The following is a 26,018-nucleotide window of genomic DNA, read 5'->3' as shown; positions in this document are numbered from 1 at the left end:
GATCAGCATGGGCCGTCGCTCCGCGCTGCTCGATCAGCATGGGCCATCGCTCCGCGCTGCTCGATCAGCAGGGAGCGTCGCTCCGCGCGCTGCTGGATCAGCAGGGATGCGGTGCGGCCGACCCGGGTTCGCCGGCGATCATACCGGTCGAGTAGCCCCGGAGGGGCGTATCGAGACCCGGCCTCCTCCACAGGGCGGTCCGCGGACTCGTCTTCCCTCACCTGGTCGTGCGCGCGGGCGGAGGCACCGCCGCTCTGCCACAGTGGTCACGCGCCGGATCGTGGAACGGCCGACGCGCGGGAAGGGGTGGCCAACGCATGAGCGACACGGCGGCGGGACTCTCCTCGGCGCGAGCCGAGGAGCCCGTGGTGGTGCCCGACGCGCTCTCGGAGCGCAGCGGACCGCGCTCGGTGCGCGCCCTCCGGCTCGGCGTCGGCGGCGCGGGCCTCCTCCTGACGCTGGTCCTGCTCGTCCCGCACGCACCGGCGCTCCCCGGGCTGTGGCTCGCGTTCCTGGTGCTGCTCGCCGCGATGTGGATCACGGCCTCGTTCCGGCTCGAGCTCGCCTCTGGCATCGGCACGGTCACCTTCGGGGTCGGCGTGTCGGTGCTCGCCTTCCTGGCCCAGGACGTGCCGCGCGTCCAGGCGCTGCTGCTGTGGGTGCTCGCGATCGCGCTGTTCCAGCTGATCTCGCGGCGCCCCTGGGCCGCCGTCGTCTACTGGACCGGACTCGCCGCGCTGTCGGGCGGAGCGTTCCTGCTCGTCCTCTCCCTCTTCCCGCAGACGGGCTGGTGGCCGGTCCTCGCAGCGGTGCCGGCGGTGCTGGCCTACGGACTGCTCTCGATCGGGGCGGAGTACCTGCAGGCCTGGCTGACCCTGGCCGAGGTCAGCGACGTGCCGCGGCCGGCGCTCCGGCCCGACCGGGTGCTGCTGGCGCTCGGCCTCAACATCGTGCTGGTGGCCCTCGCCTACGGCGCGCACCTCTCCGCCGGGGTCGAGCGCATCGAGCTCGGCGCCGGCCTCGAGATCCGCTCGGCGAACACGCTCCTGATCGTCGCGCTGGCGGTCGCCGTGGTCAGCCAGTATCTGCGTCGCGCCCGGATCGAGCGCAAGCTGAACGGCCTGATCGAGGCGGCGCTCGCTCTGCCGTGGGGCGACCAGGAGGCGATCTTCGAGACGCTCGAGCGGGCGGCCCGCACGGCCATCCCGTCAGCGAGCACGCGGATCTCCGCCACTCCCGGGCGCGCGTTCGAGCTGTCGGCGCCGATCGCCACGCCCGGCCTGGGACTGCGTCACGTGGTCCTGACGCGGCGCCCCGACTCCGGCGGCTTCACCGCGCTCGAGCACCGCACCCTCCTCGCCCTCGCGCACATCGCGACCCAGGCCCTCTACGATCGCCGCAGCACTCGCGTGCTGCGCGACCAGGCCACGACCGACTCGGTCACCGGTCTCAGCAACCTCCGCGGTCTGTACGAGGAGTTCGCGGCGATCAGCGACCAGGAGGAGCGCGCGGTGCTGTTCATGGATCTCGACGACTTCAAGGCCGTCAACGACACCCACGGCCACTCGACGGGCAACACCGTCCTGCAGGAGGTCGCCCGTCGCATCCGCGAGAGCGTGCGCGGGGACGACGTCGTCGCCCGCATCGGCGGCGACGAGTTCGCCGTCCTCCTGGACTCGATCACCGCCGGAGCCGTCGCGCTCCGGATCGCGCGCGCCGTCGAGCGGCCCCTGGTCGTCGGCGACGCCGAGCTCCACCCCCGCATCAGCATCGGCGCCCCGGTCGCTGTCGACGGCGGCTCATTCGACCGGGTGATGCAGGAGGCGGACGAGCGGATGTACGAGACGAAGAAGGAACGCAAGGGCGAGGATCCGCAGGGGGCCGAGGCGCAGGGTATGGACCTCGTCGCCGAGGTCCGCACCGCCGTCGCCGACGGGACCGTGCGCGTCGCCTTCCAGCCCGTGATCGACGTCGCCGAGCGGCGCATCGTCGGCTTCGAGGCGCTGGCCCGCTACACCCGGACGGACGGCACCGCGCTGAGCCCGATCACCCTCGTCGACATCGCGCGCTCGCTGGGCGTGCTCGACGAGCTGACGGTGCAGATCGTCGACCAGGCGGTGGCCTGCATGATCGAGTTCCGTGCGATCGATCCGTCGGTCACGTTCCTCAGCGTCAACATCGAGGCGGAGCAGCTGATGCACGACGGCGTCACCGACGTGATCGGCGCGCACCGGACCGCCGAGCAGGGCATCCAGCTCTGCCTCGAGCTGACGGAGGGCTCGATCGGGCACGTCGACGAGGCGGTCATCGAGCGGGTGCGCGCCCTCACCGCGGACGGCATCGCGATCGCGCTCGACGACTACGGCCAGGAGCACGCGGCCGCCGCGGCGCTGCTGACGGTGCCGCTGAGCATCGTCAAGATCGACCGCGTCTTCCTCGCCGACGAGGAGAACCCCCGGCACGCGACGATCCTCCGCTCGATCATCAACCTGGTCTCGGACCTCGACATGCACACGATCGTCGAGGGCGTCGAGACGCCGTCCGCACACGAGCTGCTGACGACCCTGCGCGCCGACCGCGCCCAGGGCTACTTCTACGGCCGCCCCCTCTTCCCGGAGCTCGTCAAGGAGCGCCTGCGCGCCACGGGCACAGCGGCGATGCCGGAGCAGCCGCCGGCGTAGCCCGCGGGGCGGCCCCCGCCCGCTGATCGAGCAGCCCGAGCGGCTGCCCCTTCCTGCTGATCGAGCAGCCCGCGCCGCGGGCGTATCGAGATCCATCGTCCGCCGGAGCCCGGGTCTCGATACGCGCTCCGCGCTACTCGACCAGCATGGAGGGGCTGCGATGCACTCGCCCCGCGCAGCGCGCCGTGCATGCCGACCCAGCAGCCCGCGCAGCGGCCCCCGCATGCCGACCCAGCAGCCCGCGGCGTGGGCCCCCTCCATGCTGATCGAGTAGCCCGCGGAGCGGGCGTATCGAGATCCGCCGTCCTGCAGAGCGTGGGTCTCGATGCGCACTGCGCGCTGCTCGACCAGCATGGACGGCGCAGACTCGGCCGTTCTCGGATTCATCGGATTATCGCGGATCCACCTTCGCCCGCTTTCGCAAGAATAGCCGGAACTTTCGCAATAACGTCTTCTTACACTTTCGAAAGAATCACCGCCCCCGTCTTTTCCAGGCATCGCTCGAGAAGTACACGAAACGTTTCGTTTTCTTATTGACACGGGAGTTATCGGCTGCTTAGTCTCGTCCTCGTTCCGAATCACCGGCGATTGGATGCTCTCGACATGACGACCCGACCTGGGGCACGCGACGCCTGCACGGCGACCCGTCCGCCCCTCCTCCCCACACCGGTCGGCACGGCATGGTGATGCCGCTGACCGGCGCCCCCGGGACCACCGTCCCCGGCTCGACCGTGCCCGGCGCCCCCGGCCCGGAGGCGCCCGTCCCCGGCGGCCCGGCGTCGATCCGGGGCCGCTCGAACGCCCGCGGCGTCCGCGCCGCCCGGCGCAGCTTCCGGCGGCACTGGCAGCTCTACCTGCTGATCCTGCCGCCGCTGCTCTACTTCCTCGTCTTCAAGTACGTGCCGATGTCGAACGCGATCATCGCGTTCAAGGACTACAACGTCATCGACGGCGTCTGGGGCAGCCCGTGGGTGGGCTTCAAGCACTTCGAGCGGTTCTTCTCGAACCCGATCTTCTGGACGCTGCTGAAGAACACCTTCCTGCTCTCCGCGTACGTGGTGCTGGCCGGCTTCCCGTTCCCGATCCTGCTCGCGCTGGCCCTGAACGAGGTGCGGCTACGCTTCTTCCAGCGGACCGTGCAGATGGTCACCTACGCGCCCTATTTCATCTCCACGGTCGTCGTGATCTCGATGACCATCCTGTTCCTCTCGCCCAAGCTCGGCCCGGTCAGCGACGTCACGTCGTTCTTCGGACTCGGGGCGATCGACTTCCTCGGCGACCCGGACTTCTTCCGGCACATCTACGTCTTCAGCGACGTCTGGCAGACGACCGGCTATTCCGCCGTCCTCTATCTGGCGGCCCTCTCCTCCATCGACACCTCGCTCTACGAGGCCGCCCGGATGGACGGCGCGAGCCGGCTGCAGAAGATCTGGCACGTCGATATCCCGGGCATCATGCCCACGGCGATCACCATCCTGATCCTCGGCGTCGGCAATGTGATGGCGATCGGATTCGAGAAGGCCTTCCTCCTGCAGAACTCCCTCAATCTCTCGCAGTCCGAGATCATCCCCACCTACGTCTACAAGGTGGGTCTGCTCAACGCCGACTTCAGTCAGGCCGCGGCCATCGGGCTCTTCAACGGAATGATCAATCTGGTCCTGCTCCTGGGCGTCAACTCGCTCGCGAAGCGGATCACGGGACAGGGGCTCTGGTGACCGCACTCGACACGCCATCGACCACCGCTCACGAGGACGGCGAGGCCGCCCGGCCGCCGCGCCGCCGGCAGCGCGCGACCCGGATCAAGGACCCGATGGTCGACCGCGTCTTCATGATCGCCGTCTACGTCCTGCTCACGACGTTCCTGCTCGCAGTCCTCCTGCCGCTGCTCTACATCCTGGCCAGCTCGTTCAGCTCGCCGCTGGCCGTCTCGTCCGGCCGGGTGAGCTTCTGGCCGATCGACTTCACCCTCGAGGGCTACGAGCGCGCCCTCGGCGACTCGACGATCGTCACCGGCTTCGCCAACTCGCTCTTCTACACGGCCGCCGGCACCTTCGTCAGCCTCGCGCTGACCGTCGCGATCGCCTATCCGCTCTCGCGGAAGGACTTCTGGGGCCGCGGCGGGATCACTCTCGGCGTCATCTTCACGATGCTCTTCGCCGGCGGCATCATCCCCACCTACCTGGTGGTGCAGCAGCTCGGCCTGCTCGACACCCGCTGGGCGCTGATCCTCCCCCAGGCCGTCGGCGTCTGGCAGGTGATCATCGCCGTCGTCTTCTTCCGCTCCTCCATCCCGGACGAGCTGTACGAGGCGGCGCAGCTGGACGGCGCGAGCGATCTGCGCTTCCTCTGGACGATCGTGCTCCCGCTCTCGAAGCCGCTGCTCGCGGTGGTCGCGCTGATGTACGCGATCTACCAGTGGAACTCCTACTTCGACGCCCTGCTCTATCTCCGCGATCCGAGCCTCTATCCGCTGCAGCTCGTGCTGCGGAACGTCCTGATCCTCAATCAGGCGACACCGGGCATGGACGCGGCCGCGCAGATCGAGCGCCAGCAGCTCGCGGATCTCCTCAAGTACTCGCTGATCGTCATCTCGACGGTTCCGGTGATGATCCTCTACCCCTTCGTCGCCCGGTACTTCAACAAGGGCATCATGCTCGGCGCCGTCAAGGGCTGAGCACCCCGAGCACGGCCCGCACAGGGCCGACTCCCCCGGTCGCGCGGAACTCCCCCGCGGCTCTCTCACCCATGGAAGGAAACACCTTGTTCTCTCGCACACAGCACGGCAGAGTCGCCGCGCGGAGGAAGCACCTCCTCCTCGGCGCCGTCCTCACCACCGCGATCATCGGGCTCACCGGCTGCACCGGCGAGAGCCCGGAGGCGGACCGCAAGGTCATCCGGATCTTCGGCGAGCAGGGCGCGCAGATCGACCTGAACACCAACTCGTTCACCAAGGTCCTCGAGGACAAGTTCGACGTCGACATCCAGTTCGAGACCACCTCGTACGGTGCGTCCGAGGCGGCCGAGGCGCGGCAGATCTCGCTCGCCGGCGGCGACCTGCCCGAGGCGTACATGCTCGTCCCGTGGGCCTCGCAGTTCAGCCGCGCCGAGCTCCAGCGCTACGGCGACCAGGGCCTGCTCGTGCAGCTCAACGACCTCATCGACGAGAACGGCCCGAACATCAAGGCGGCCCTCGACGCGGAGCCGGGCTTCAAGGAGCTCACCGAGACCCCGGACGGGAAGATCTGGGGCCTCCCGCAGTGGAACGACTGCTACCACTGCTCCTACCCCTACAAGTTCTGGATCAACACCGACTGGCTCGACACCCTCGGCCTCGCCGCTCCCACCACGCCCGACGAGTTCTTCGCGGTGATGCAGGCCTTCAAGACCCAGGACCCGAACGGCAACGGCCAGGCCGACGAGATCCCGCTGACCGGCAGCACCCAGCAGTCGCTGGTGCCGTACATCATGAACGCCTTCATCTACAACGCGTTCAACACCGGTTCCGGCGCGAACGGGCAGCCCGTCTCGCTCGGGCTCGACGGCGACACCGTCCAGCTGCAGACCATGCAGGACGGCTGGCGCGACGGCCTGAAGTTCCTCCGCAAGCTGTGGGACGCCGGCCTGATCGACCCCGCCACCTTCTCGCAGGGCGGCGACCAGATGACCGCGACCGGCAACGCGGCGCAGGGCGTGCTCATCGGCGGCTTCACCGCCATCCACCCCGGCTTCGCCGTGACCATCGGCCAGGAGGACGGGCGCGACACGCAGTACGACCTGCTCCCGCCGCTGACGGGCCCCGGCGGCCAGAACGCCACCTTCCTGCTCCCGAGCGTCCCCGGTGCGACCTTCGTCGTGACCAAGGCGGCCGACGAGGTGGAGCAGAAGGTCATCGTCGAGATGATGGACTACCTGTTCTCGCCGGAGGGCCACGTCCGCGGTGAGTTCGGCCAGGAGGGCATCGGCTGGCGCGCCCCCGAGGAGGGCGAGATCGCGCTCGACCAGAGCCTCGAGCCGTCCCTCGTCGACACGAAGATGGACGAGGCGAACGAGGCCGACTACAACGGCAACTGGGGCCCGATGGCCCAGGTGTTCGACACGGCCGAGTTCCGCGCCAGCCAGGTCCAGCCGCTCGACATCTACACCGAGGCGGGCTTTGAGCGCCGCCTGTTCGAGGCGACCGACCAGTACGCCGGCAAGGAGTCGGACGCGATGTTCCCCTACTGGAACATCTGGGTCCCCTCGGAGGACGCGAGCGAGCTCTCCACCCTCACCGCCAACGTCGAGAGCAGCGTCGCCACGGCGACCGCCGAGTTCGTCACCGGCGTCCGCGACCCCGAGAGCGACGCCGACTGGCAGTCCTACCTCGACGCCCTGACCAGCCTCGGCGCGGACCGCTACGCCGAGATCTGGCAGAGCGCCTACGACCAGTAGCGGCTCACCCGTCCCCTCCCCTCGCCCGCGACCCGGGCGGCGGGAGGGGACTCCGCTGTCACCGCGCAGCACGTCGCACGCTGCACGTCGCGCCCAGCGCCCGGCGCGCGGCACCTCACGCCTTCCACACGACGCACCCCAAGGAGCACCGCATGACCCTCGCCCAGGAGTGGAACGATCCCGACGTGTTCGAGTGGGGCACGGAGCCGGCGCACGCCGTGCTCACCCCCTTCACGACGCTCGACGCCGCACTGGAGGGCGACCGCGCGAGCACGCCGCTCGTGCACAGCCTCGACGGCGACTGGCGCTTCCACTGGGCGCCGAACCCGGCCGCCCGCCTGGACGGCTTCGCGGCCGAGGACTGGGACGACTCGGCCTGGCCGACCGTCCCCGTCCCCGCCAGCTGGCAGCTGCACGGCTACGACTTCCCGATCGGCACCAATCTCGTGCTGCCGTGGACCGGCGCGAACGGGCGGCACGAGCAGCCGGACCCGCGCGGCGACTACCCGAACGCGCCGACCCTCTACAACCCGGTCGGCCAGTACCGCACCGCCTTCGAGCTGCCGGACGGCTGGGCCGAGCGCCGCACGTTCCTCCAGTTCGACGGCGTGGAGTCCGCCTGCTCGGTCTGGCTCAACGGGCAGCGCCTCGGCTATCGGGAGGACAGCTGCACGACCGGCGAGTTCGAGGTCACGGAGCACGTGCGGGCCGGCTCGAACGTCCTCGCCGTCGAGGTGCACCGCTGGTGCACGGGCTCCTACCTCGAGAACCAGGACAACGTCCGCCTCTCCGGGATCTTCCGGAGCGTGCGGCTGCTCTCGCGCGCGGCGGCGATGATCCGCGACGTCACGGTGCGCACGCCGCTCGACGACGCGTTCACCGCCGGGTCCGTCGAGGTGTCGGTGGCGATCGACGCGCGCGCCGGGGCGTCCGCGGCCGGTCTCGAGCTCCGCACGCGGCTGTTCGACGGCACCGCGCCGGGTGCGGCGGAGGTGGGCGAGCAGAGCCGGACGGTCGACCTCGACGCCGACGGCCGCGCGGCGAGCCTGGCGAGCATTCCCGTCTCGTCCCCGCCACTCTGGTCAGCGGAGACCCCCGAGCTCTCCACGCTCGTCGTCGAGCTGAGCGACGCGACCGGCGCCGTCCTCGAGCGCGTCGCCGTCCGGGTCGGCTTCCGCCGCGTCGAGATCGTGGACGGCGTGCTGCTCGTGAACGGCCGGGCGGTCTCGCTCCGCGGCGTCAACCGGCACGAGTGGAGCCCGCGCACCGGCCGCACGCTGAGCCGCGACGACATGATCGCGGACATCCGGCTGATGAAGCAGAGCAACATCACCGCCGTCCGCACCTCGCACTACCCGAACGACCCGCGCTGGTACGACCTGGCCGACGAGTACGGGCTCTACCTCGTCGACGAGGCGAACAACGAGACGCACATCAACCGCATCGACGACGACGGGGCGCCCTTCCTGCCGGGCGACCGCCCCGAGCTGCGCGCGCCCCTGCTCCAGCGGATGCGGAGCATGGTCGAGCGCGACAAGAACCATCCCAGCGTGATCGCCTGGTCGATCGGCAATGAGTCCGGAGTCGGCGCGAACCTGCAGGCGATGTACGAGTGGGCGAAGGAGCACGACCCGACCCGCCCCGTCAGCTACCAGGACCCCGTCGGCTCCGGCACCTGGGTCGTCCCGGCCGGCCTCTCGGACTTCGACGGCGACTTCTACCCGCCGGTCGCGCAGTTCGCCGAGCGCTCGCGCCGGGATCCGCGCCCCTACCTGCTGGTCGAGTACGCCTTCAGCCAGGGCAACACCTCCGGCTACCTCGAGGAGTACTGGGCGGCCGCCCGCGAGGACCCGCGCGCGATGCCCGGCGGCTTCCTCTGGGACTGGGCCGACAAGGGCCTGTACTGGCCGCGCCCCGATCGGCCCGAGGAGGAGTTCCTCGCCTACGGCGGCGACTGGGGCGACGAGCCGAACCAGGAGAGCGCCCACATGAGCGGCCTCGTCCTCGCCGACCGCACCCCGACCCCGAAGCTGGCCGAGGCGGCGCTCGCCTACCAGCCGGTCTCCGTCACCGCGGTCGATCTGCGCGCCGGCGAGCTCCTCGTCGCGAACGAGCACCTGTTCACCGGGCTCGACGGCTACGTCGTGCACTGGACCGTGTCGGCGGACGGCGAGCCGGTGCAGCGGGGCTCGCTGCCCGGCGCGGAGTGGGCCATCGGCCCGCAGGAGGAGGGGCGGGTCACGCTGCCCTACCCGCTGCCGGAGCCCGCTGCGCAGGACGCGGCGCGCGAGTACCGCCTCGGCGTGCAGCTGGCACTCGCCGCTCCCACCGCCTGGGCGGAGGAGGGACACGTCGTCGCGCGCGCCCAGTTCGAGCTGCCCGTCGACGCCTCTGCGGCCCGCCGCCGGGCGCCGCGGGAGCTGCCGCCGGTGACCGCGACCGAGGAGGGCACGGCGATCGTCGTGCGCGGGCCCGCGTTCTCCGCGACCGTCGACCGCTCCACCGGCCGCCTGACCTCGCTCCGCTACGGCGGTCGCGAGCGGCTCGCCGCGCCGCTGCTGCCGAACTTCTGGCGCGCCCCGAACGACCCCGAGCTCTCCATCCCGGACATCCGGCTCGAGCGCCCGGAGCCGTCGCTGCCCTGGCGCGGCGTCGGCGAGGAGTGGGCGATCGATCGGGTGGACGTCGAGGAGACGCCGGGCGCCGTCCGCATCACGGTCGACGGGTCGGTGACGACGGCGGTGCCGTTCCGGCCGAGCGGCCGGGTGACGACCTCTCCGCAGTCGATCGTCTACACGATCCACGGCACGGGTCAGGTCGACGTGCTCTCCACCTTCTCGCCGGTCGAGGGCACGCCGAACCCGCAGGTCGTCGGCACCACGTTCGGGCTCGCGCCGGAGCTCTCGACCCTGCACTGGTACGGCCGCGGCCCGCACGAGTCGTCCGCCGACCGCCGGGCGTCGGCGTTCTTCGGCCGCTGGAGCGGTGCCGTCGCCGACCAGCCGACCCGATACAGCCGCCCGCAGGACAGCGCGAACAAGGCCGACACCCGCTGGGCCGCCCTCGTCGACGGCGGCGGCGCGGGCGTGCTCGTCCTGGCCGGCGACGGCACCTCCGGCGGCAGTGCGTCCGGCGGCAGCACGTCCGGCGGCAGCACGTCGGCCGGGAGCATGTTCTTCAACGCTCAGCCGAACAGCCCGGACGAGCTGGCCGACCGCCGGCACTGGCACGAGGTCCCCTCGTCGACGAGGACGGTCGTCCGGGTCGACGCCGCCCAGGAGGGCCTCCAGGGCGGCAACTGGGACGTGCAGACGCGCCCGGAGAAGTACAGCAACACCCCGGAGAAGGGCCCCTACCGCCAGCACTTCCGCCTCCTCCCCCTGCGCAGCGGCGAGGACCCGGCGTCGGTGGCCGCCGCCGCCGTGCCGACCGAGTCCCCCGTGTCGCAGCCCCAGCGGCTGCCTGCCTGACCACGGCGGGTCTCGACACGCGCTGCGCGCTGCTCGACCAGCCTGTGCGGACGTGCGCCAGCGCACCCTGAGTGCGGTTCGTGCAGCACGTACGGGCTCACACCGACGTCCCGCGCGGTGCATGCTGATCGAGTAGCCCGCGCAGCGGGCGTATCGAGATCCACGGTCGTCAGAACGGTGCGGGTACGTCGTCGAAGCGGGGCTTCGGTGGCGGGTCGGGCGGACGCCCGGGTAGTGCCGGTGGCTGGCTGCTGATCCGCCGGCCCGTCGGGCTCGTCCAGACGATTGTCCCGTCACCGCTTGTGACGTAGGTCCATTGGTCCCCGTGCCGGACGTGGTGGTGCGAAGTGCAGAGCGAGACGAGGTTCTCGAGGGAGGTCTCTCCGCCGTTGCGCCACTCGAGGGTGTGGTCGGCCTCGCTGGTGCTGGCGGGGCGGGTGCAGCCGGCGAAGCGGCAGGTCTGGTCCCGCAGCTGCAGGTGCAGGCGCATCTGCGGCGGTGGGACGCGGTAGGTGCGGCCCACGGAGACGACCGCGCCGGTATCGGAGTCGGTGAGGACGCGGGTGAAGGAGGCTGCGGTGCGGATCAGCTCGCGCTCGATCGGTGCGGGGACCGGTCCGTAGCCGTCGAGGTCCGCGTGCGCATCGTCGAGACCGACCGCGGTCGAGGCGGCGAGGGTGAGGCGCACCTCGGCCCGCACTCCGGGGACGAAGGTCGGGTCGGGTCGGTGCTCGGGGTCCGGGGTGGTGCCGGCGATGTCGCCGTCGCAGAGCAGATCGACCGCGGCGTCCGCGCTGAGCTGCTGCAGGGTGTGGGGGTCGCCGTCATCGCGGAGGGTGCGCGCGATGCGGCGCAGCCGGTCGTACGCGCCCGTCACCGCCGGCGCGGGAGCGTGGACGCAGAGCGTGGCCATGCCGTCGACATCCGGTGTGACCCAGACCGCGCGGTCCAGCGTGGCGCGGGAGTGGCGCTCGGCAAGGGGCTGCTCGTGCAGTTCCTCGCGCCAGCGACTCAGGGCGCGGCGCAGCTGGGTCGTCGTCATCGTGAGCGCGGCGTCGGCCGCGCGCTCGTCGAGGGCCGCGCGGGAGGCCTCGGGAAGGCTGATCGCGGTTCTGCAGATCGCCTCGCCCGCCTCCCAGAGGATCCGCGCGTCCCTGAGCAGGGCGCGAGTGAGCGGCAGGTGCTCCATCAGCATCTGCGCGGTCTCGAGGCGGCGCGAGACGTCTCGCTCGGAGACGCCGAGCGTTACCGCGAGCTCGGCGCGGATGGAGCGCTCGACGAGGACCCGGGTCTCACTGCGGGACGTGCCGCGAGCGAACGATTCCGGGACGGTGAGCGCGACGCGGTAGCCGCGGTGGATGCGTTCCGCGGTTCTCAGGCGCGTCGGGGATGCGGCGCGCTCGGTGGCGGCGGCGTCGGTGAAGCAGTCGCGCACCTCCGCGAGTGCTGCCGCATTCTCATCTTCTGACATACGCGTATTGAAGCAGGAGCCACCGACACCGGGACCGGAACCATGGGCTGATCGGGGACAACGCCGTCGGATCGACGAGTGTGGAGGAGACTCGCTCCCGGATGTCTCGGCGATGTGGGGTCTCGATACGCCTCCGAAGGCGGCTACTCGACCAACGGGTGGGTCTACTGGGAAGAGACGTCCGCAGACATGCTGGTCGAGTAGCCCCGAAGAGGCGTATCGAGACCCGCCCAGCGTGAGGACGGCTGTCTCTTCCCCGCCCTGCGCCGGCACCGAAGGCGCTCCCTCCGCTCGATCTGCCGCTGGAGGCGGCTACTCGACCAGCACGATGGGCTGCCTCGGTGGCTCTTCGTGGCAGCAGGAGTGGCCGCATCGGTGGCTGCTGGACGGGCACGAGCGGCCGCCCTGCGGGCTGACCGGCGACCGCGCGGGGCCCTGTCACCGCACCGTGGCGACCACGGGCCCCGTCCCGACCTCGGTGCGCGCGTGGGTTCGGCGGCGTCGCCGTCAGCGCCGGGTGAGGAGCGCGACATGGATCTCCTCCGCGAGGAGGTCCAGCGCTCGCGCGTGAGCGGCGAGGGAGTCCCGCCCGGCACGCGTGATCGAGAACTGCGCGATGCGCAGCAGCATCGTTCGACGGTGTCCTTCCAGGAGCACCATGCCTCGGTTCGTGAGCTCGCGGAGTCGTGACCGCAACTGCACGAGGCCGATCCGGTGATCCACTCGAACCGCCAGAGCCGACAGCAGGCGCGATTCATCGCAGTTCACGCCTCGCGCGAGCTCGATGAGGATCAGGGCGTCGAGGGACCGGCCGGCGGCGCAGGAGCGGCAGGTGATGGGAACCGCGTCAGGGCGGAAGGCTGCCATCAGGAGCGGAGGCCGAGTGATCGGGGGTGCGGTGAGCGCAAGGTCATCCCTGGGGGAAAGGGGCGGGCGGTGGCGGGCGGGGACGTCGGCGTGCTGATCGAGTGGGCCGCGGAGTGGGTGGGTCGAGATCGACCGTGCTCGGCAGGGTGGGTCTCGATACGCCGCCTGCGGCGGCTACTCGACCAGCATGACGCGCACGCGCCGCCGGGGGGTGGCTACTCGACCAGCATCGAAGGGGCACGACGGCGGCCGCTCGGTCGGCGTGCGCCGGGTCACTCGAAGAGGGAGAGGGTGAGCGTCGAGCTGTAGTCGCCCGCGTCGACGGTGGTCGGGGTCTTCAGGGTCAGGGCCGCGTTCGCGGTCCAGGAGCCCTCCTCCGCGACGCCGGCGCTGTCGTTGGTGATGGCGAGCAGCTCCTGGTCGACGAGGCCGACGCCGTCGGGGCCGCCGTCGATGGCGGTGTCGACGACGTCGCCCTCGGCGACGAGGCCGGAGTCGCCGCCGTCGATCAGGTTCGGCGCCCAGCCGAGGTTCTCCGCGCCGATGATGTCGCCGGTCGACGAGGTGAAGTCGCTCGCGGTTCCGAGGACGTACCAGCCGGCCTCCGCCGGGATGTCGGCCGGGTCGCGGGTGTCGGTCACCGTCACGGTCGGCAGGGTGCCGGTGAACTGGCGGACGACGCTGTTCGAGCCGTTCTCGGTCAGGGCGGTGGAGTCGCTCGCGACGGTCATCGAGAGGGCGCCGCCGCCGGTCAGCGGCGCGATCTGCACGTTCACGTCGACGTCGTCCGCGCCCTGCTGCTCGTCGGCGAAGGCGGTGCCGGCGACGCCGAGTAGGAGCAGGCCTCCGGCGAGACCGGCGGCGCCGCGGAGGAGGAAGGAGCGAGCCGTGGAGGTGTGGTTCTGCATGCGGGTGTTCTCCGTTCTCGAGACGGCAGCTTCGCCGTCCGGTTCAGTGGTGTCGGGTGGTCGGTCGGGTCGTGGAAGGAACAGGGTTCAGCCGCAGCTCGCCGCCGCGTACGGCGCCGTGGCCGTCGCGGTGGCCGGCTTGCCCGCGACGAACGCGGTGGCCGTGGCGGTCGCGGAGCCGGCGGGCAGCGCAGCGGTGCGGGTCGTGAACGAGTGGGTGACGCTCTTGCCGGCGGCCACCTCCGCGAACGTCTTCGAGCCCGAGGTCGAGGTGACGACCATCTTCACCGGGAAGGCGTTCGGGTTCGTCGCGACGACCGAGAGGACGACCTTGCCCTGCACGCAGCGGGTCGACGCCGTGGCCGTCGCCGCGATCGCGGGGGCCGCCGGGGGCGCCGTGGCCGTGATCGTCGCCACGGCGAGGGTCGCCGACGAGTTCTGCAGCCGTCCCGTCACCTGGACGCTGTCGCCGGCCTTCTTCAGCCCTGAGAGGTCGGCCGTGCGCCAGGTCACGCCGACGGTCTCGCTGTGACCGTCCCGGAAGCCGGCCGAGACGGTGGCGGGCAGTGCCACCGTCGTGGCGCCGACCGGGGCGGTGGCGGCGACGGGCTTCACCGAGGTGACCAGGAGGGCCGGGTTCCACTTCGCCGCGAGCGCGTCGCGCTCCTTCGCCGTGATCGACACCACGGAGCCGTGCCGGGGCGAGCTCGGCAGCGAGAACGCGGCGGGGTACGTCCACTGGATGTCGCCCTCGAGCGAGTTCGTCCCGAGCGGGATGTACCCCACTCCCCCGTAGTTGTCGACCCAGAGGAAGTACCGGTAGCCGCTGGTGTCGCCGGGGTTGGCGCGGAAGATCTCGGGACCCTCCACCTCGGGGGTGCCGGCGGTGCGGCCGATGCAGGTGTCGATGAGGCTCCAGGCGCCGGAGGCGGTGGTGGCGCGGAGGTCGCTGGAGCGCTGGCCGATGATGTCCGGCGACGGGCACCCGGAGCTCTGGGTGGCCTTGGTGAAGCGGTAGTACTGATCGCCCTCCCTGAGCACGGTCGCGTCGATCAGGCCGTTGCCCTTGTTCAGCCCGGCGACGTCGGCGGAGGCGAACCACGGCTCGGGTTCGGTGAAGGTGCGGAAGTCGCGGGTGATGGAGGTGACGATCTGCGGCCCGTTGCCGTCGGGCCGGGTGCGCGCGTCGTCGAGGTACATCGAGGAGGTCCAGTAGACGACGTAGGCGTCGATGGCCGGGTCGTAGGTCGCCTCGGGCGCCCAGGTCATCCCGGCGTTCGGGACGTTGACCTCGATGTGGCGCTGCTCGCCCCAGTTCACGAGATCGGTGGACTCCCAGACCTCCAGGTGGCGGCTGCCGTTGCTGGTCGCCTCTCCCCAGCCCGAGCGGCCGACGGAGAGGTCGGTCGCGATGAGGAAGAAGCGATCGCCCTCGGCCGAGCGCAGGATGTACGGGTCTCGGAGCCCCTGGGTCCCCTTGGTCGAGGTGAGGACCGGCTGGGCGTCGTTGAGGGTCTTCCACTGCAGGGCGTTGTCGCCGTCGGACGTCGCGAAGCGCAGCTTCTCGCCCTCGACGCTGTCGCCGGTGAAGTAGACGAACAGGTAGGCGTCCAGGTCGGCGGGGTCGAGAGGCGATGCGGCGAGCACCGTGACCGGCAGCGACACCGTCACCGGGGTCGTCCCGGCGACGCGCACGGTGGCGGTCAGGGTGACGGCGGTGTCGGTGCTCCCGCGGGTGACCGAGCCCTTCCGGACGACGTCCGGCTCCGCGCCCTCATCGACGGCGCTGACGACGGCGGGTGCGGAGGAGGACCACTCGATCACCGCGTCCGCGGCTCCCGCTCGGGAGGCGACCGCGTCGAGGTCGGCTCCCGAGTCGGGCAGCGAGAGACTGCCGCGGACCGGCCCCTGCAGTGCCGGGTCGCTGCGCACGGCGTCGGCGACGGCGCGAGCGAGCTCGGCCTGCACGCTGTCACCGGCGGCGAACGCCTTCACGGTGACGGTGATCGGTGAGCCGATGACGGTCGCCGCCCCGTGGGTGGCGGTCGGGGTCAGCTGCACGACGGCATCGGAGCTGCCGGCGGCCGGCCGGGTGACCGCTCCGGTGCTGGAGACCGTGCGGGGAGCGCTGGAGGACCAGGTGAGAGTCGAGCCGTTCGCGCCGCCGGCGGGGAGGGAGAGATCCGCGGTGACAGCGGACGTGCCGCCGAGCGACACCGCCGCGTCCTTCGTCGCGAGCGCGGAGTGGACACCCGCGGCGCTCTGCTGGATCTGCTCGGCGGACAATGCGGAGGACCACACTCGGACGTCGTCGAGTGCACCGGCCCAGAAGGCGTCGGCGCCGTAGAACGACTTGCCGAGGTAGCCCGAGAAGGTGCTGGAGCCGATCGCGGCCACCGCGGTGGAGGTCGTCACCCCACGCCCGACGAGGCTGCCGTCGAGGTAGGTCGAGACGGAGTCGCCGCCGTCGACGACGACGGCCATGTGGACCCAGCGGGCGGCGGGGACCGGAGCCGGAGCGGACGCGCGCACCTCGGTGCCGTTCGTGAGGGCCCCGTACGCGGACGCGCCGCACTGCGTGGTCGCGAGCAGGTGCGCGGAGACGCCCGACCCGAGGGTGAAGGGCCAGGTGCACTCCGGCGAGCCGCTCCAGAGCAGCCACGCGGACATCGTGACGTCCACCGTGCCGGCCGGGATCAGCCCCGGGGCGATCCGGACGGAGGCGGCGGTCGATCCGCTCGCGCCTCCGGGGAGGGAGAGCGCGCGATCGGAGGCGGAACCGGAGGGCCCGGCGACCGAGCGGGCTCCGGACCCGACGACGGTTCCGGGGTGCGGACTCGAGGCTCCGTCCGCGACGATCGCCCCATCAGGGATCGCCGACCCGACGGCAGACGAGGTCCCGCTCTCGTCGAAGCTGTAGCGCAGGAGCGGCTCCGGCACGGTGGTCGCCGCGCCGGCCGCTCCGAGCGGGGCCATCGCCCCGGTCAGCAGCAGTGCGGCGATCGCCAGGGTCGGCCAGCCGGCCCTGCGTCGTCGGCCGCGGGTCGACTCGGCGGAGGGGCGTCCGGGACGCGGAAGTCGTGACGTCATCAGTGACGCATCCTCTCGGGCTCTGCTTCGAACCATCGGCCGGCCGCGGACGGAGGAGTGTCGTCCCGGTGGCGGCGGCTTCACCGTAGCAACAAAATGTTCACGGTAACAAGTTAAATATCCGTCCCGCCAATAACGGACACTTGTCGGCATTCGGAACTCGTATCGGACGCTCATCGGCCACAAAGCCGAATGGCGCTCGGAATGAAGCTTTGTCCCCCAGTCGGGGCGTCATTCCGGCTTGACAGCAGTCGTCCGACACGCACAAGATCGGACCAGGAGGAGTGTTCACGATAACAATCCGCTCGTCCTCGAAAGACCCGGAGGCCGGCCTCTCCATCGCGTCGAGTCGCGTCTTTCGACCTTCTGAAGAATGCGCCGGAAAGCCGGATCAATGATCTTCTCACCGTATCCGCGGTGGACCGGATCAGTACGTCGACCACCCGATAGGGCGGCCGAAGAACCTGAAAGGCATTGCATGTCCAGGACAGTGAAGTCCACCATCAAGGCACGCCTACTCGGAACGATGACGGCCGCGCTGATCGCGAGCCTGACCACCCTCGGCTTCGCCGCTCCTGCCGAGGCCGCGACTGCGCCCGTCGGGGTCGGCGCTGCCCAGGAGATCCGCAATCAGCACAGCAGCATGTGTCTGGACGATTTCGACTTCGTCACTCAGCCGGGTGCCGAAGTCCGCCAGTGGAGCTGCTCGGAAGCGAGCAATCAGCGCTGGCAGATCCGTGATCTGGGAACCGGGTATGCCGAGATCAAGAACGTCTTCAGCAACCTCTGCTTGGACGACTACAACTTCGGAACCACTCCCGGCGCCGAGGTGCGGCAGTGGACCTGCACCGGAGCCCCCAATCAGCAGTGGCAGATCACGGACGTCGGCGGCGGATCCAGCCAGATCCTCAACCGCCACAGCAATCTCTGCCTCGACGACAGGGACTTCGCTCAGACCGACGGCGCCGCGATCCAGCAGTGGACCTGCACCGGTTCGAAGGTGCAGCGGTGGAGCATCACCGACCCGACCGTGCAGAAGATGACCTACGCCCTCGTCCGCTCAGCGAACCCCTCCGCCGACGAGCTCGACGCCTACGCCCGGATCACCGATGCGATGGATCGGGCGGTCGCGCGCTACAACCGCCTCTCGAACATCGACCGGTTCTACACCGTCTACTACGTGCCCGGTGTGCCCACCGCCGACGCGAACCCGAACGGCACCATTCGCTTCGGCGCCGACCGCGGCTACATGCAGGAGGGGACGGCGCTGCACGAGCTCTCGCACACCGTCGGAGTCGGCTACGACGCCTTCGTCGACCGCTGCCAGAACAACGGCTGGACCTCTGCCCTTCCGCTGCTGCGCACCTGGGACGGCCCCACCGCGACCATCAACTGCGGCGGCGGCCACATGTGGCCCTACGGCCTGAACTACAACCCCGAGTACACCGAGCTCGGCTTCGAGCGCCACGTGAAACTCGTGCAGTCGATGCTGTCCGACGGAATGTAGTCCGAGAGATCCACCTGCGGGCCCCGGCCCGGCGAGCGACCTCAGCACGAGGTCGCCTCGCCGGGCCGGGGCCTTCCGTCTTCTCCTGCCACGTCACGATTCCGGAAGAGTCGAGGCCGCGCCCGCGGCGCATTCCGGAATCACTCGGATGCTCGACATCCTTCACCGCCATTGCCATTTGCCTTGCTATTGCCATCGTCATTGCGTCCCGTCCGAGAATCGACGCGAGATCACGCTCGTCCTCCGATTCTCGGTGTCTCTCCTGCCGCCTCTCGAGAGGGCCTCGCCGACCGACTCGGACAGGAGAGCGGAGAAGCATCACGCGTGTCCCTGCAGCTCCGGTCCGAGTCGTCATTCGCTGCGCGGTGCCACCGGCGCGCGCGGTGTCCGGGAACGCCGAGAGGGGGCCCGCCCACTCGACGTGGACGGACCCCCTCTCGGTCGGCTCAGCTGCAGCGTGCTGCGGGGTAGGTCGCCGTGACCGGAGTGGCGGCCCCGTTCACCGTGGCGGTTCCCCCGAGCGTCCCGGCCGACAGGGAGGCGGCCCGGGTGGTGATCGCCAGCGTGCCCGTCCTCTGTGCACCGATCTGCTGGCTGCGCGCGCCCCAGGGGGTGACCCAGGCGACGTCCGCGGTGCCGGCGCCGGCGTTGCGGGTGGTGATCGTGACGACGGCCCTGCCGGAGATGCAGCGCGTCGTGGCGGTCGCGGTCACGGTGACGGCCGACGCCTGGACGGTGATGGTGGTGCGGACCGTGCGATTCGCGGTGAGCACCTCTTCCGCGGCGCTCATGTCGAGGACCGGTCCCCCGTCGGCGGCCCAGTGGATCCGGCGGAGGTAGGTGTCGCGGTTGCTGCTTCCGTTCGAGCGGGCGTGGAACACCAGGACCTCGTTGCCGTCCTCGTCGACCGTGAAGCTGTTGTGTCCGGGGCCCCACAGGTTCGCGGCCGGGTCGCTCTTCAGGAGCGGAGCGTCGGACTTGGCCCAGACCGTCTGGTCGGTGAGATCGGCGCCGGACGGGGCGGTCAGGAGGCCGACGGCGTACGTGCGGTCGGTTCCCGATCCCGAGTAGGTCAGGTAGACCTTCCCGTCGTGAGTGATGGCCGTCGCTCCTTCCGCGACGTTCGTGAGGTTGGTCTCCCAGCCGTAGGAGGCGGTGACGAGCTTGCGCGGTTCGCTGGTGAGGCGCCACGGGTTCGCGGGATCGATGGTGGCGATCCAGAGCTCGGCGTCGCCGATGACACCGCCGGTGACGTAGCGCTGCGACCAGGACACGTAGGTGCGGCCGCCGTCCTGGAAGACCGTCATGTCGAGGCTGATGCCGGGGTGCTGAGCATCGCGCTGGAGCGCCGTGCCGTCCTGCTTGAGGACGGGGCGAGGCGTCTCCCAGTCAGCGAGACGTGTCGGGTCGCCGCCGGTCTTGAGCTTCTGCACGTAGGACGTCACTCGCTGCCAGTCGATGGCGCCGATGCAGGGCGAGTAGAAGATGTAGAGCTCTCCATTGAGATCGTGCAGCTCGGGCGCCCAGTAGCAGCCGGCGATGCCGGCTGTGCCTTGTGCCACGACCATGCTGTCGGCCGCGGTGCGAAGGCCGTCGATGGTCGGTGAGCTCCGCAGGAACATGCCGGGCTGGTCGTCGCCGCGGTCGTCCGTGGAGATGAAGAGGTACCGGTCCTTCCAGCGGAGGATGTTCGGGTCGGCCTCGGCACGGATGAAGGGTGCCGCGTAGTCGCGCTGTCGCACGGTTCCACTGACCTGGTAGGTCCCCGGCGTGGACGTGTCGACGGCGGCGAGATCGGCGGCAGACCAGTCGACCGGGAGCTTCTTCGTGGAGCCGTCCGAGTAGCCGAGCGTCGCTGCACCGAGCGCGGGCACCGCCGCCCCCTGCGGGACGGTCGCGGCGTCGACGGCCACGGTGGTGTTCCGAATACGGCCCAGTCGCTTCTCGAGAGAAGAGGCGGTGTCGGTGGGGACGACCAGCAGGTTGGACGGCACGGCTCCGGTGATCGAGGTGGAGACGGCGGCATCGGGCAGCGAGATCGCGCCTCGGCGCAGGTCGCCGCGGGTTCCCGCGTCGGCGAGGTCGGTGAAGGACCGCGAGAAGTCCGCTCCCGCCGCGTCCTTCCAGGTCACTCGGTACTGCTTGGCCGCCGAGTCCCAGACGGCGCGCGGCTCGGAGGCCACGGTCACCCCGAGGTCGACGAAGCCACGCGGTTCGTAGGAGACGAGGTCCTGGGTGGTGAAGAAGAGCGGCGTTCCGCGGCGTTCGGAGTCGACGTCGCCGTTGGTGAGCGTGCGGGTGGCGAGGACGCCGTAGCCGCCGGTCGCGAGCTGGAAGACGTAGGGGTCGCGGAGCGTCCGGGTCTGCACGACATCGAGCACGCCGGTGGGCTGAGCGTCGGCGAACAGGACTCCGGTGTTGTCGTTGAGCGCCTCGGTGCTGGTGCGGGTCGTACCGAGGCCGAGGTGCATGCTGTACGCGACGTTGCTGCCGTACTCCTGCGATCCCAGCGCCGTGCGCTCGTAGGCGAGGAGGTAGCGGGCCCGGCCCGTCGGAAGGACGCGGACGGAGAAGGTCCTCGTCGTGGTGGCCGTTCCGGCGCGGAGCTCCCCCGCGATGGTTGCCGAGACGGCCGTCGTGCCGCTCGTGCGCACCGCGCCCGCTGCGATGCTCACGCCCGAGGTGGTGGTGCGCCAGGTGAGCGTCGCGCCGGCGGGAGCGGTGGGGAGCAGCTCGCCGTCGGCGAGCGTCGGGCGGAGGACGATGCTCTCGGCGAGAGCGTCGAGGTCGGCTTGGGCGTTCTGCGCGGCGACGGTGAGCGGGAAGTCGCGAGTGGTCGAGGCGCCGCCGAGGGTGATGGTCGCGGTCAGCGTGACGGCGGCGTCGGCGCTGCCGGAGGGCCGGGTGACCGCTCCCGTGCTGCTGATACGCGCCGGGTCGGAGCTCGTCCACCGGATGCTCGAGCCCTGCGCGCCGGTGGTGGGGAGTGCGAGGTCGGAGCTCACGCGGGAGGGTCCGAGGTCGATGGCCGCCGCGTCGGAGGCGAGGGCCGCGGTGCGGACACCGGCGTCGACGCCCGTCCAGTAGCTGTCCGCCACTTGCTGGGCGGAGAGAGCGCTGGTGCGGATCTGGAAGTCCCGCACGCCTCCCTTGTAGTAGGGGTCGGGGTAGGACGAGCGGCCGATGTAGCCGACGAGGTCGGTGCCCAGATCGCTGACCGATCGGTTCGTCACGGTCTCGGCGATGAGGCGGCCGTTGTAGTAGCCGGTCAGCTTCCCGGGCTGCAGGACGGTGGTGTAGAGGCCCCAGGAGGCGTCGGTGCCGGGTCCGGTCGGTCCGCTCGCGGGGATGCCCGCTTCGGTCGTCCAGGGCGCCTGCGCGTTGCGGCTCGCGGTGATGACCGATTTGAAGCGCCCGCCGGGGTCGCGGGGGTTGAGCAGCCAGTACTGGGACGGCGGGCTCTCGGCCGTCCCGAAGAACACGGCGGCGTAGTTGCCCGCTCCGGTGTCGTTGCGCAGCCAGGTCTGGATGGTGAGGGTGTCGCGACCGTCGATGAGGCCGCGCGGCAGTTCGAGGTAGGCCGCGGCGCTGCCGCTCGCGCCTCCCGGAAGGACGAGCTCGCTCCCCGAGACCTGTGCTCCGGAGCCGCGGAGGATCGCGGTGCGCCCGCCGCCGGAGGAATCGGGGACCGTCGTGCCGGAGAGCTGGGAGAAGTCGTAGCGGACGAGGAGATCGTCGGCGGCGGTCGCCGGGACGGCCGGCAGCGCGACGCCGGCTGCGACGACCACCGAGGCGAGCGCACCGACCAGGGCGGCGCGCCACCGTGTGGTGGGTTTCATGGGAACTCCTTGTCGTTCGGGCGAGGCAGCGCTGCCTGCCCTGATCCGGAAAGGATCGAAATCAGAGGGTGGATGGGTCGCGGGGAGTGGGGCGGGCCCGCGGGCCGGCCCCACTCCCCCGGCGCCCTATCCGCAGCGAGCTGCGGGGTAGGTCGCCGTGACGGGCGTGCTCGTGCCTGCTGCGACGGACGTCCCGGTGAGGGTCCCCGCCGTGATGGCGGCTGCCCGGGTCGTGATCGCGAGAGAGGCGGTCTTCTGCGCACCGACGCTCTGCGAGCGCTCACCCCAGGGCGTCGTCCAGGTGACCACCGCGGCGGCGGTACCGGTGTTCTTCGTGACGACCGTGACGACGGCCTTCCCTGCGACGCACCGCGACGTGGCGGTGGCGGTCACCGTCGGGGTCGTTCCCCGGACGACGACGGTGGCGGTGACGGTCCGGTTCCCCGGCGCCACCTCCTGGTTCTTCGTCAGCGACAGATCGAGGCTGCCGTTTGCCCGGACGTTGACGCCCTTGAACCAGGTGTTGCGGTCGGAGTCGAAGAGGCCACCGGCGTTCACCGGGTCCGTCGCCAGGTGAGGGTCCTGGTACGGGCGGGCGTGGTAGGCGAGGACGAGATTGCCGGACTCGTCCTTCGCGAACGAGTTGTGACCCGTTCCGGCCTGCTGCTTCGTGTAGTAGCTCGTCTCGTCCGCTCCCAGACGACCGGTGAAGGTGTCGTTGGTGTCGAGGACCGGGAACGCGGTCTGCTTCCAGCTCGCGGGATCCTGCAGGTTCGCCGTCGCGGTCGTGCTCAGGAGTCCGAGGCTGTAGTACTTGTCCACCGTGCCGCCTGAGTAGGTGATCGAGATGGTGTCGCCCTGCTGCACCATGAAGGGCGCCTCGACGACTCCCTGGTCGCGTCCTTCGGTCGTGTCGCTGGGAGTGGGCGCGAGCTTGCCGATCTCCCACGGCTGGCTCTCGCCGTACACGCGCGTGAGCTCGCCGTCGACTAGGGGCACTGTCCCCTTCGGGCCGGAGACGGCCTTTCCGATCAGGATCTGGCCGCCGGAGGGCATGATCCAGTAGCCCTGCTGCTTGCCGGCCTCGGTGCGCTCGAAGTAGCTGACGTCGAACGCGGCTCCGTCGAGGACGACGGGCTCGCCCCACTTGGTCTGGTCGAAGAAGCCGCCCGCGGCGATCGATACGTCGGTGCCCGTGTACGGAATGAGGACGGTGTTGTCGCAGAAGCCGCCGACGGGTGCGTAGCCCTTGTTCATCCCGGCGACGATCCACCAGGTGCCGTTGATCTTGTGGAACTCCTGCGCCCAGATGAAGCCGCCCCAGCCGTAGAACGTGTTCGGATACTGCCCCTCCTTGCCGGGCGTGCCCTTGTCCGGGTCGATGACGATCTGCTCCGGCGCGTCCTGCAGCCCCGCGAGCGTCGTGGCCCGCTTGAGGCCGATCTTGCGGTAGCTCGAGCTCTCCTCGATCGGTCCGAGGGAGGACTGGCCGTAGTGCGATCCGGTGAGGTAGTAGTAGCCGTCGTCCGGGTTGAAGAAGACGTGCGGATCGGCGCGGGCGTCGCTCACCATCTCCTCGGGGTCCTGCTGGACGGTGCCCGAGACCTGGTAGCTGCCCGGCTTCGTGGTGTCCACTGCGGAGAGGTCGTCCTGCCAGTCGACGTTGAGGCTCTTCTTCGATCCGTCGTTGTAGTCCAGCGTGGCCTGCTTCGGAAGCGCGGCCGCGACTCCGGCGGCTCCGGCTCCCTGGGCGACCGTGGCGTCGATCCTCTCGACGCCCGTGTTCTGCAGGTCGACGTAGTTCTTGTAGAAGACGTCGAACTCGGCGGCCGTCAGCGCGAGGTCGCTCGCCTGGCTCTGCGCGGCCCAGGACGGGAGTCCTGCGCCCTGGACGCCGAGGACCCGGGTGTCCGCCTTCGACGTGACGCCGAGAGGAGTGCTCGCGGTCAGGTCGGCGAGGACCGTCACCCGTCCCTCACCGGTGAGCAGGTCCGTCCAGAACACCTTGTACTTCTGCGCCGTGGCGTCGAACACGATCCGCGGGTCGGTCACGACCGAGCCGGGAGCGATCCGCACGGCGCGCTGCTGCGAGAACGTGCTGCCCTCGGGCGAGGTCCACACGTAGACGGAATCGGTCGCGTTGTTCTGCGCGGACACCGCGCCGAGCGCCCCGTTCGCGGACCGGAAGAGGCTCGGCGACCCGACCTGGGCGTTCGGCTTCGCGCCCTGATCGCCGTCGTTGGCGACGTACAGGATCGCCTGGGAGCGGTTCAGCGGCTCCCAGCTGCTGCCGCCGGCGGGCAGTGCCGCGGCGTACAGCGCGTCGGCGCGGCGGTCGTCGTTGTAGGCCAGCGGGTCGTCCTTCGTCCCGGCGGTGGTGGTCACCGTCTTGACGTAGGTCGCGATCCGTCCGCCGGGAGCGGCGATGCGGCTGTCCCAGCGGAAGGTCTGGCTGCTGCCCTCGACGGTGGCGGTGAGCGTCACGGCGGCGGTCCCGGTGCCGAGGCCCGACGTGTCGATCGCTCCGTTCGACTGCACGCGGCCCGCTCCGGCGCCGGTGGCGCTCCAGGTGACCTGCTTGCCGAGGACGCGGGACGGGAGGTCGCCGAGCACGGTGGCCGGCACGGCCAGTGCGGCGCCCGCGTCGGAGGTGACCGCCGGGTTCTCCGCGCCCAGCTCCGCGCCGGAGAGCGCCCGGTTGTAGATGCGCAGGTTGTCGATCAGGCCGGAGAAGTACTCTCCCCCGCCCCAGTTCGCCTTGCCCACCTGGAGGACTCCGCCGGACGAGCCGAGGATCTGGCTCAGCGGGACCCCGGAGCCGTTGACGGCGACCGGCTTCCTGTCGACGAAGAGACGCGTCGTCGTCTCCGTGACGACCAGATCGACGTGCTTCCACTCGGCGTTCGTCGCCGTCGTGGCCAGGTTCCCGGCCGTGTTCCGGCCGTTCGTGTTGTCGTACCGCTCGACCGTGATCCCCGAGGTCCGATCGAGGACGCCGAGGTAGTGCTCCTGGGCGTACTCCTGACGCGTGGTGGAGCGGGCGGCGAAGACGGCCCAGCCGGTGTTCGCCGCTGCATCGGGCTTGCTGTCGTAGGAGATGGTCACGTTCTGCCGGCCGGCCAGGAGCGCCTTGCCGTCCGTGGCGGTCAGGTCGAGCCACGAGGCCGACGAGAGGCGCGCGGCTGTGCCCTGGCCCGTGTTCCCGGGGACCAGGTTCGCCGCTCCCTGGACGGCAGCGCGGGTGCTGCGATCGACGAACGCGCCGTTGCTCGGGGCGGCATCGAAGGTGAAGTCCGCGAGCAGGCTCTGCTCGGGAGACGGGACCGCATCGGCTGCCGCAGCGGCTGTCACCGGGACCGCGCAGGACGCGAGCAGCGCGACCGACGCCGCCGCGGCGGTGACGAGTGCGCGCATCGCCCTCGGGTCGGATCGTCTGGAATCCGGTCTTCTCGAATCCGGTCTTCTCGCATCCGGACTCTTCAGGTGGGGGGACGTCGACATTGACGGTTCCTCTCCGGATTCGCCTCTGAATCCGATGTGGGGAAGGCGGAGAGCGCGAGTTGCGCAACACCTGTCGAGCTAGTGGGAGGACGGGGAATCCTCGTCGACACGCTGAACCTAATGCAGATTGTTCACGGTAACAAGACGACCGACTCCGCAGGATCGCGCTCCTCCTGCGCAGGATCACGACACCGCGGCAGCCGCGTCCGACCGAGAGTGGAACCGACCCGTTCTCCCCCAGGAAAGGACCACC

Annotated in this window: 12 protein-coding genes; 6 read left to right on the top strand and 6 right to left on the bottom strand. The window is 70.6% G+C overall.

Features of this window, described 5'->3' with window-relative positions; genetic code table 11:
* Positions 1–317: 317 nt before the first annotated feature.
* The 5 genes from EDF22_RS08140 to EDF22_RS08120 all read left to right on the top strand — a co-directional run bounded on the left by EDF22_RS08140 (position 318) and on the right by EDF22_RS08120 (position 10,582).
* Positions 318–2,681, top strand: a complete 2,364-nt coding sequence (locus EDF22_RS08140) for a bifunctional diguanylate cyclase/phosphodiesterase (protein ID WP_123703846.1) — start codon at positions 318–320, stop codon at positions 2,679–2,681.
* Between the two features lie 680 nt (positions 2,682–3,361).
* Positions 3,362–4,396, top strand: coding sequence for a sugar ABC transporter permease (locus EDF22_RS08135; protein WP_260303349.1), 1,035 nt, complete (start codon positions 3,362–3,364; stop codon positions 4,394–4,396).
* Positions 4,393–5,355: a carbohydrate ABC transporter permease gene (locus tag EDF22_RS08130; RefSeq protein ID WP_243586899.1), complete on the top strand. Its 963-nt coding sequence runs from the start codon at positions 4,393–4,395 to the stop codon at positions 5,353–5,355. The genes EDF22_RS08135 and EDF22_RS08130 overlap by 4 nt, the downstream gene beginning before the upstream one ends.
* An 86-nt stretch (positions 5,356–5,441) precedes the next feature.
* Positions 5,442–7,112 carry an extracellular solute-binding protein gene (locus tag EDF22_RS08125; protein ID WP_185038813.1) on the top strand — a complete coding sequence of 557 codons (1,671 nt, stop codon included), beginning with the start codon at positions 5,442–5,444 and terminating at the stop codon, positions 7,110–7,112.
* Positions 7,113–7,264: 152 nt separating this feature from the next.
* Positions 7,265–10,582: a glycoside hydrolase family 2 TIM barrel-domain containing protein gene (locus EDF22_RS08120; RefSeq protein ID WP_123703842.1), complete on the top strand. Its 3,318-nt coding sequence runs from the start codon at positions 7,265–7,267 to the stop codon at positions 10,580–10,582.
* A gap of 169 nt (positions 10,583–10,751) precedes the next feature.
* On the opposite strand, the gene EDF22_RS08115 is transcribed toward EDF22_RS08120, so the two are convergent.
* The 4 genes from EDF22_RS08115 to EDF22_RS08100 all read right to left on the bottom strand — a co-directional run bounded on the left by EDF22_RS08115 (position 10,752) and on the right by EDF22_RS08100 (position 16,918).
* Positions 10,752–12,053 carry an HNH endonuclease signature motif containing protein gene (locus tag EDF22_RS08115; RefSeq protein WP_123703840.1) on the bottom strand — a complete coding sequence of 434 codons (1,302 nt, stop codon included), beginning with the start codon at positions 12,051–12,053 and terminating at the stop codon, positions 10,752–10,754.
* Positions 12,054–12,560: 507 nt separating this feature from the next.
* Positions 12,561–12,920, bottom strand: a complete 360-nt coding sequence (locus EDF22_RS08110) for a hypothetical protein (protein WP_123703838.1) — start codon at positions 12,918–12,920, stop codon at positions 12,561–12,563.
* 272 nt (positions 12,921–13,192) lie between these two features.
* A complete protein-coding gene (locus tag EDF22_RS20775) occupies positions 13,193–13,828 on the bottom strand; it encodes a hypothetical protein (RefSeq protein ID WP_166674081.1) in 636 nt (211 codons plus the stop codon).
* Positions 13,829–13,915: 87 nt separating this feature from the next.
* Positions 13,916–16,918 carry a LamG-like jellyroll fold domain-containing protein gene (locus EDF22_RS08100; protein WP_166674080.1) on the bottom strand — a complete coding sequence of 1,001 codons (3,003 nt, stop codon included), beginning with the start codon at positions 16,916–16,918 and terminating at the stop codon, positions 13,916–13,918.
* Between the two features lie 478 nt (positions 16,919–17,396).
* On the opposite strand from EDF22_RS08100, the gene EDF22_RS08095 reads away from it, so the two are divergent.
* Complete coding sequence (locus tag EDF22_RS08095; RefSeq protein WP_166674079.1) at positions 17,397–18,425, top strand: RICIN domain-containing protein; 1,029 nt, start codon at positions 17,397–17,399, stop codon at positions 18,423–18,425.
* Positions 18,426–18,871: 446 nt separating this feature from the next.
* Here EDF22_RS08095 and EDF22_RS08090 read toward each other — a convergent pair whose 3' ends face one another.
* Together EDF22_RS08090 and EDF22_RS08085 are read right to left on the bottom strand one after the other, a co-directional pair.
* Positions 18,872–22,264 (bottom strand): family 43 glycosylhydrolase, encoded by a 3,393-nt coding sequence (locus tag EDF22_RS08090; protein ID WP_123703832.1) that lies wholly within the window; start codon positions 22,262–22,264, stop codon positions 18,872–18,874.
* 126 nt (positions 22,265–22,390) lie between these two features.
* Positions 22,391–25,678, bottom strand: coding sequence for a LamG-like jellyroll fold domain-containing protein (locus EDF22_RS08085; protein ID WP_185038811.1), 3,288 nt, complete (start codon positions 25,676–25,678; stop codon positions 22,391–22,393).
* Positions 25,679–26,018: the final 340 nt, after the last annotated feature.

Origin of the sequence: Rathayibacter sp. PhB127 (genome assembly GCF_003751665.1) — a bacterium.
Classification (GTDB): domain Bacteria; phylum Actinomycetota; class Actinomycetes; order Actinomycetales; family Microbacteriaceae; genus Rathayibacter; species Rathayibacter festucae.
This window is presented reverse-complemented; position numbering and strand designations above follow the sequence as displayed.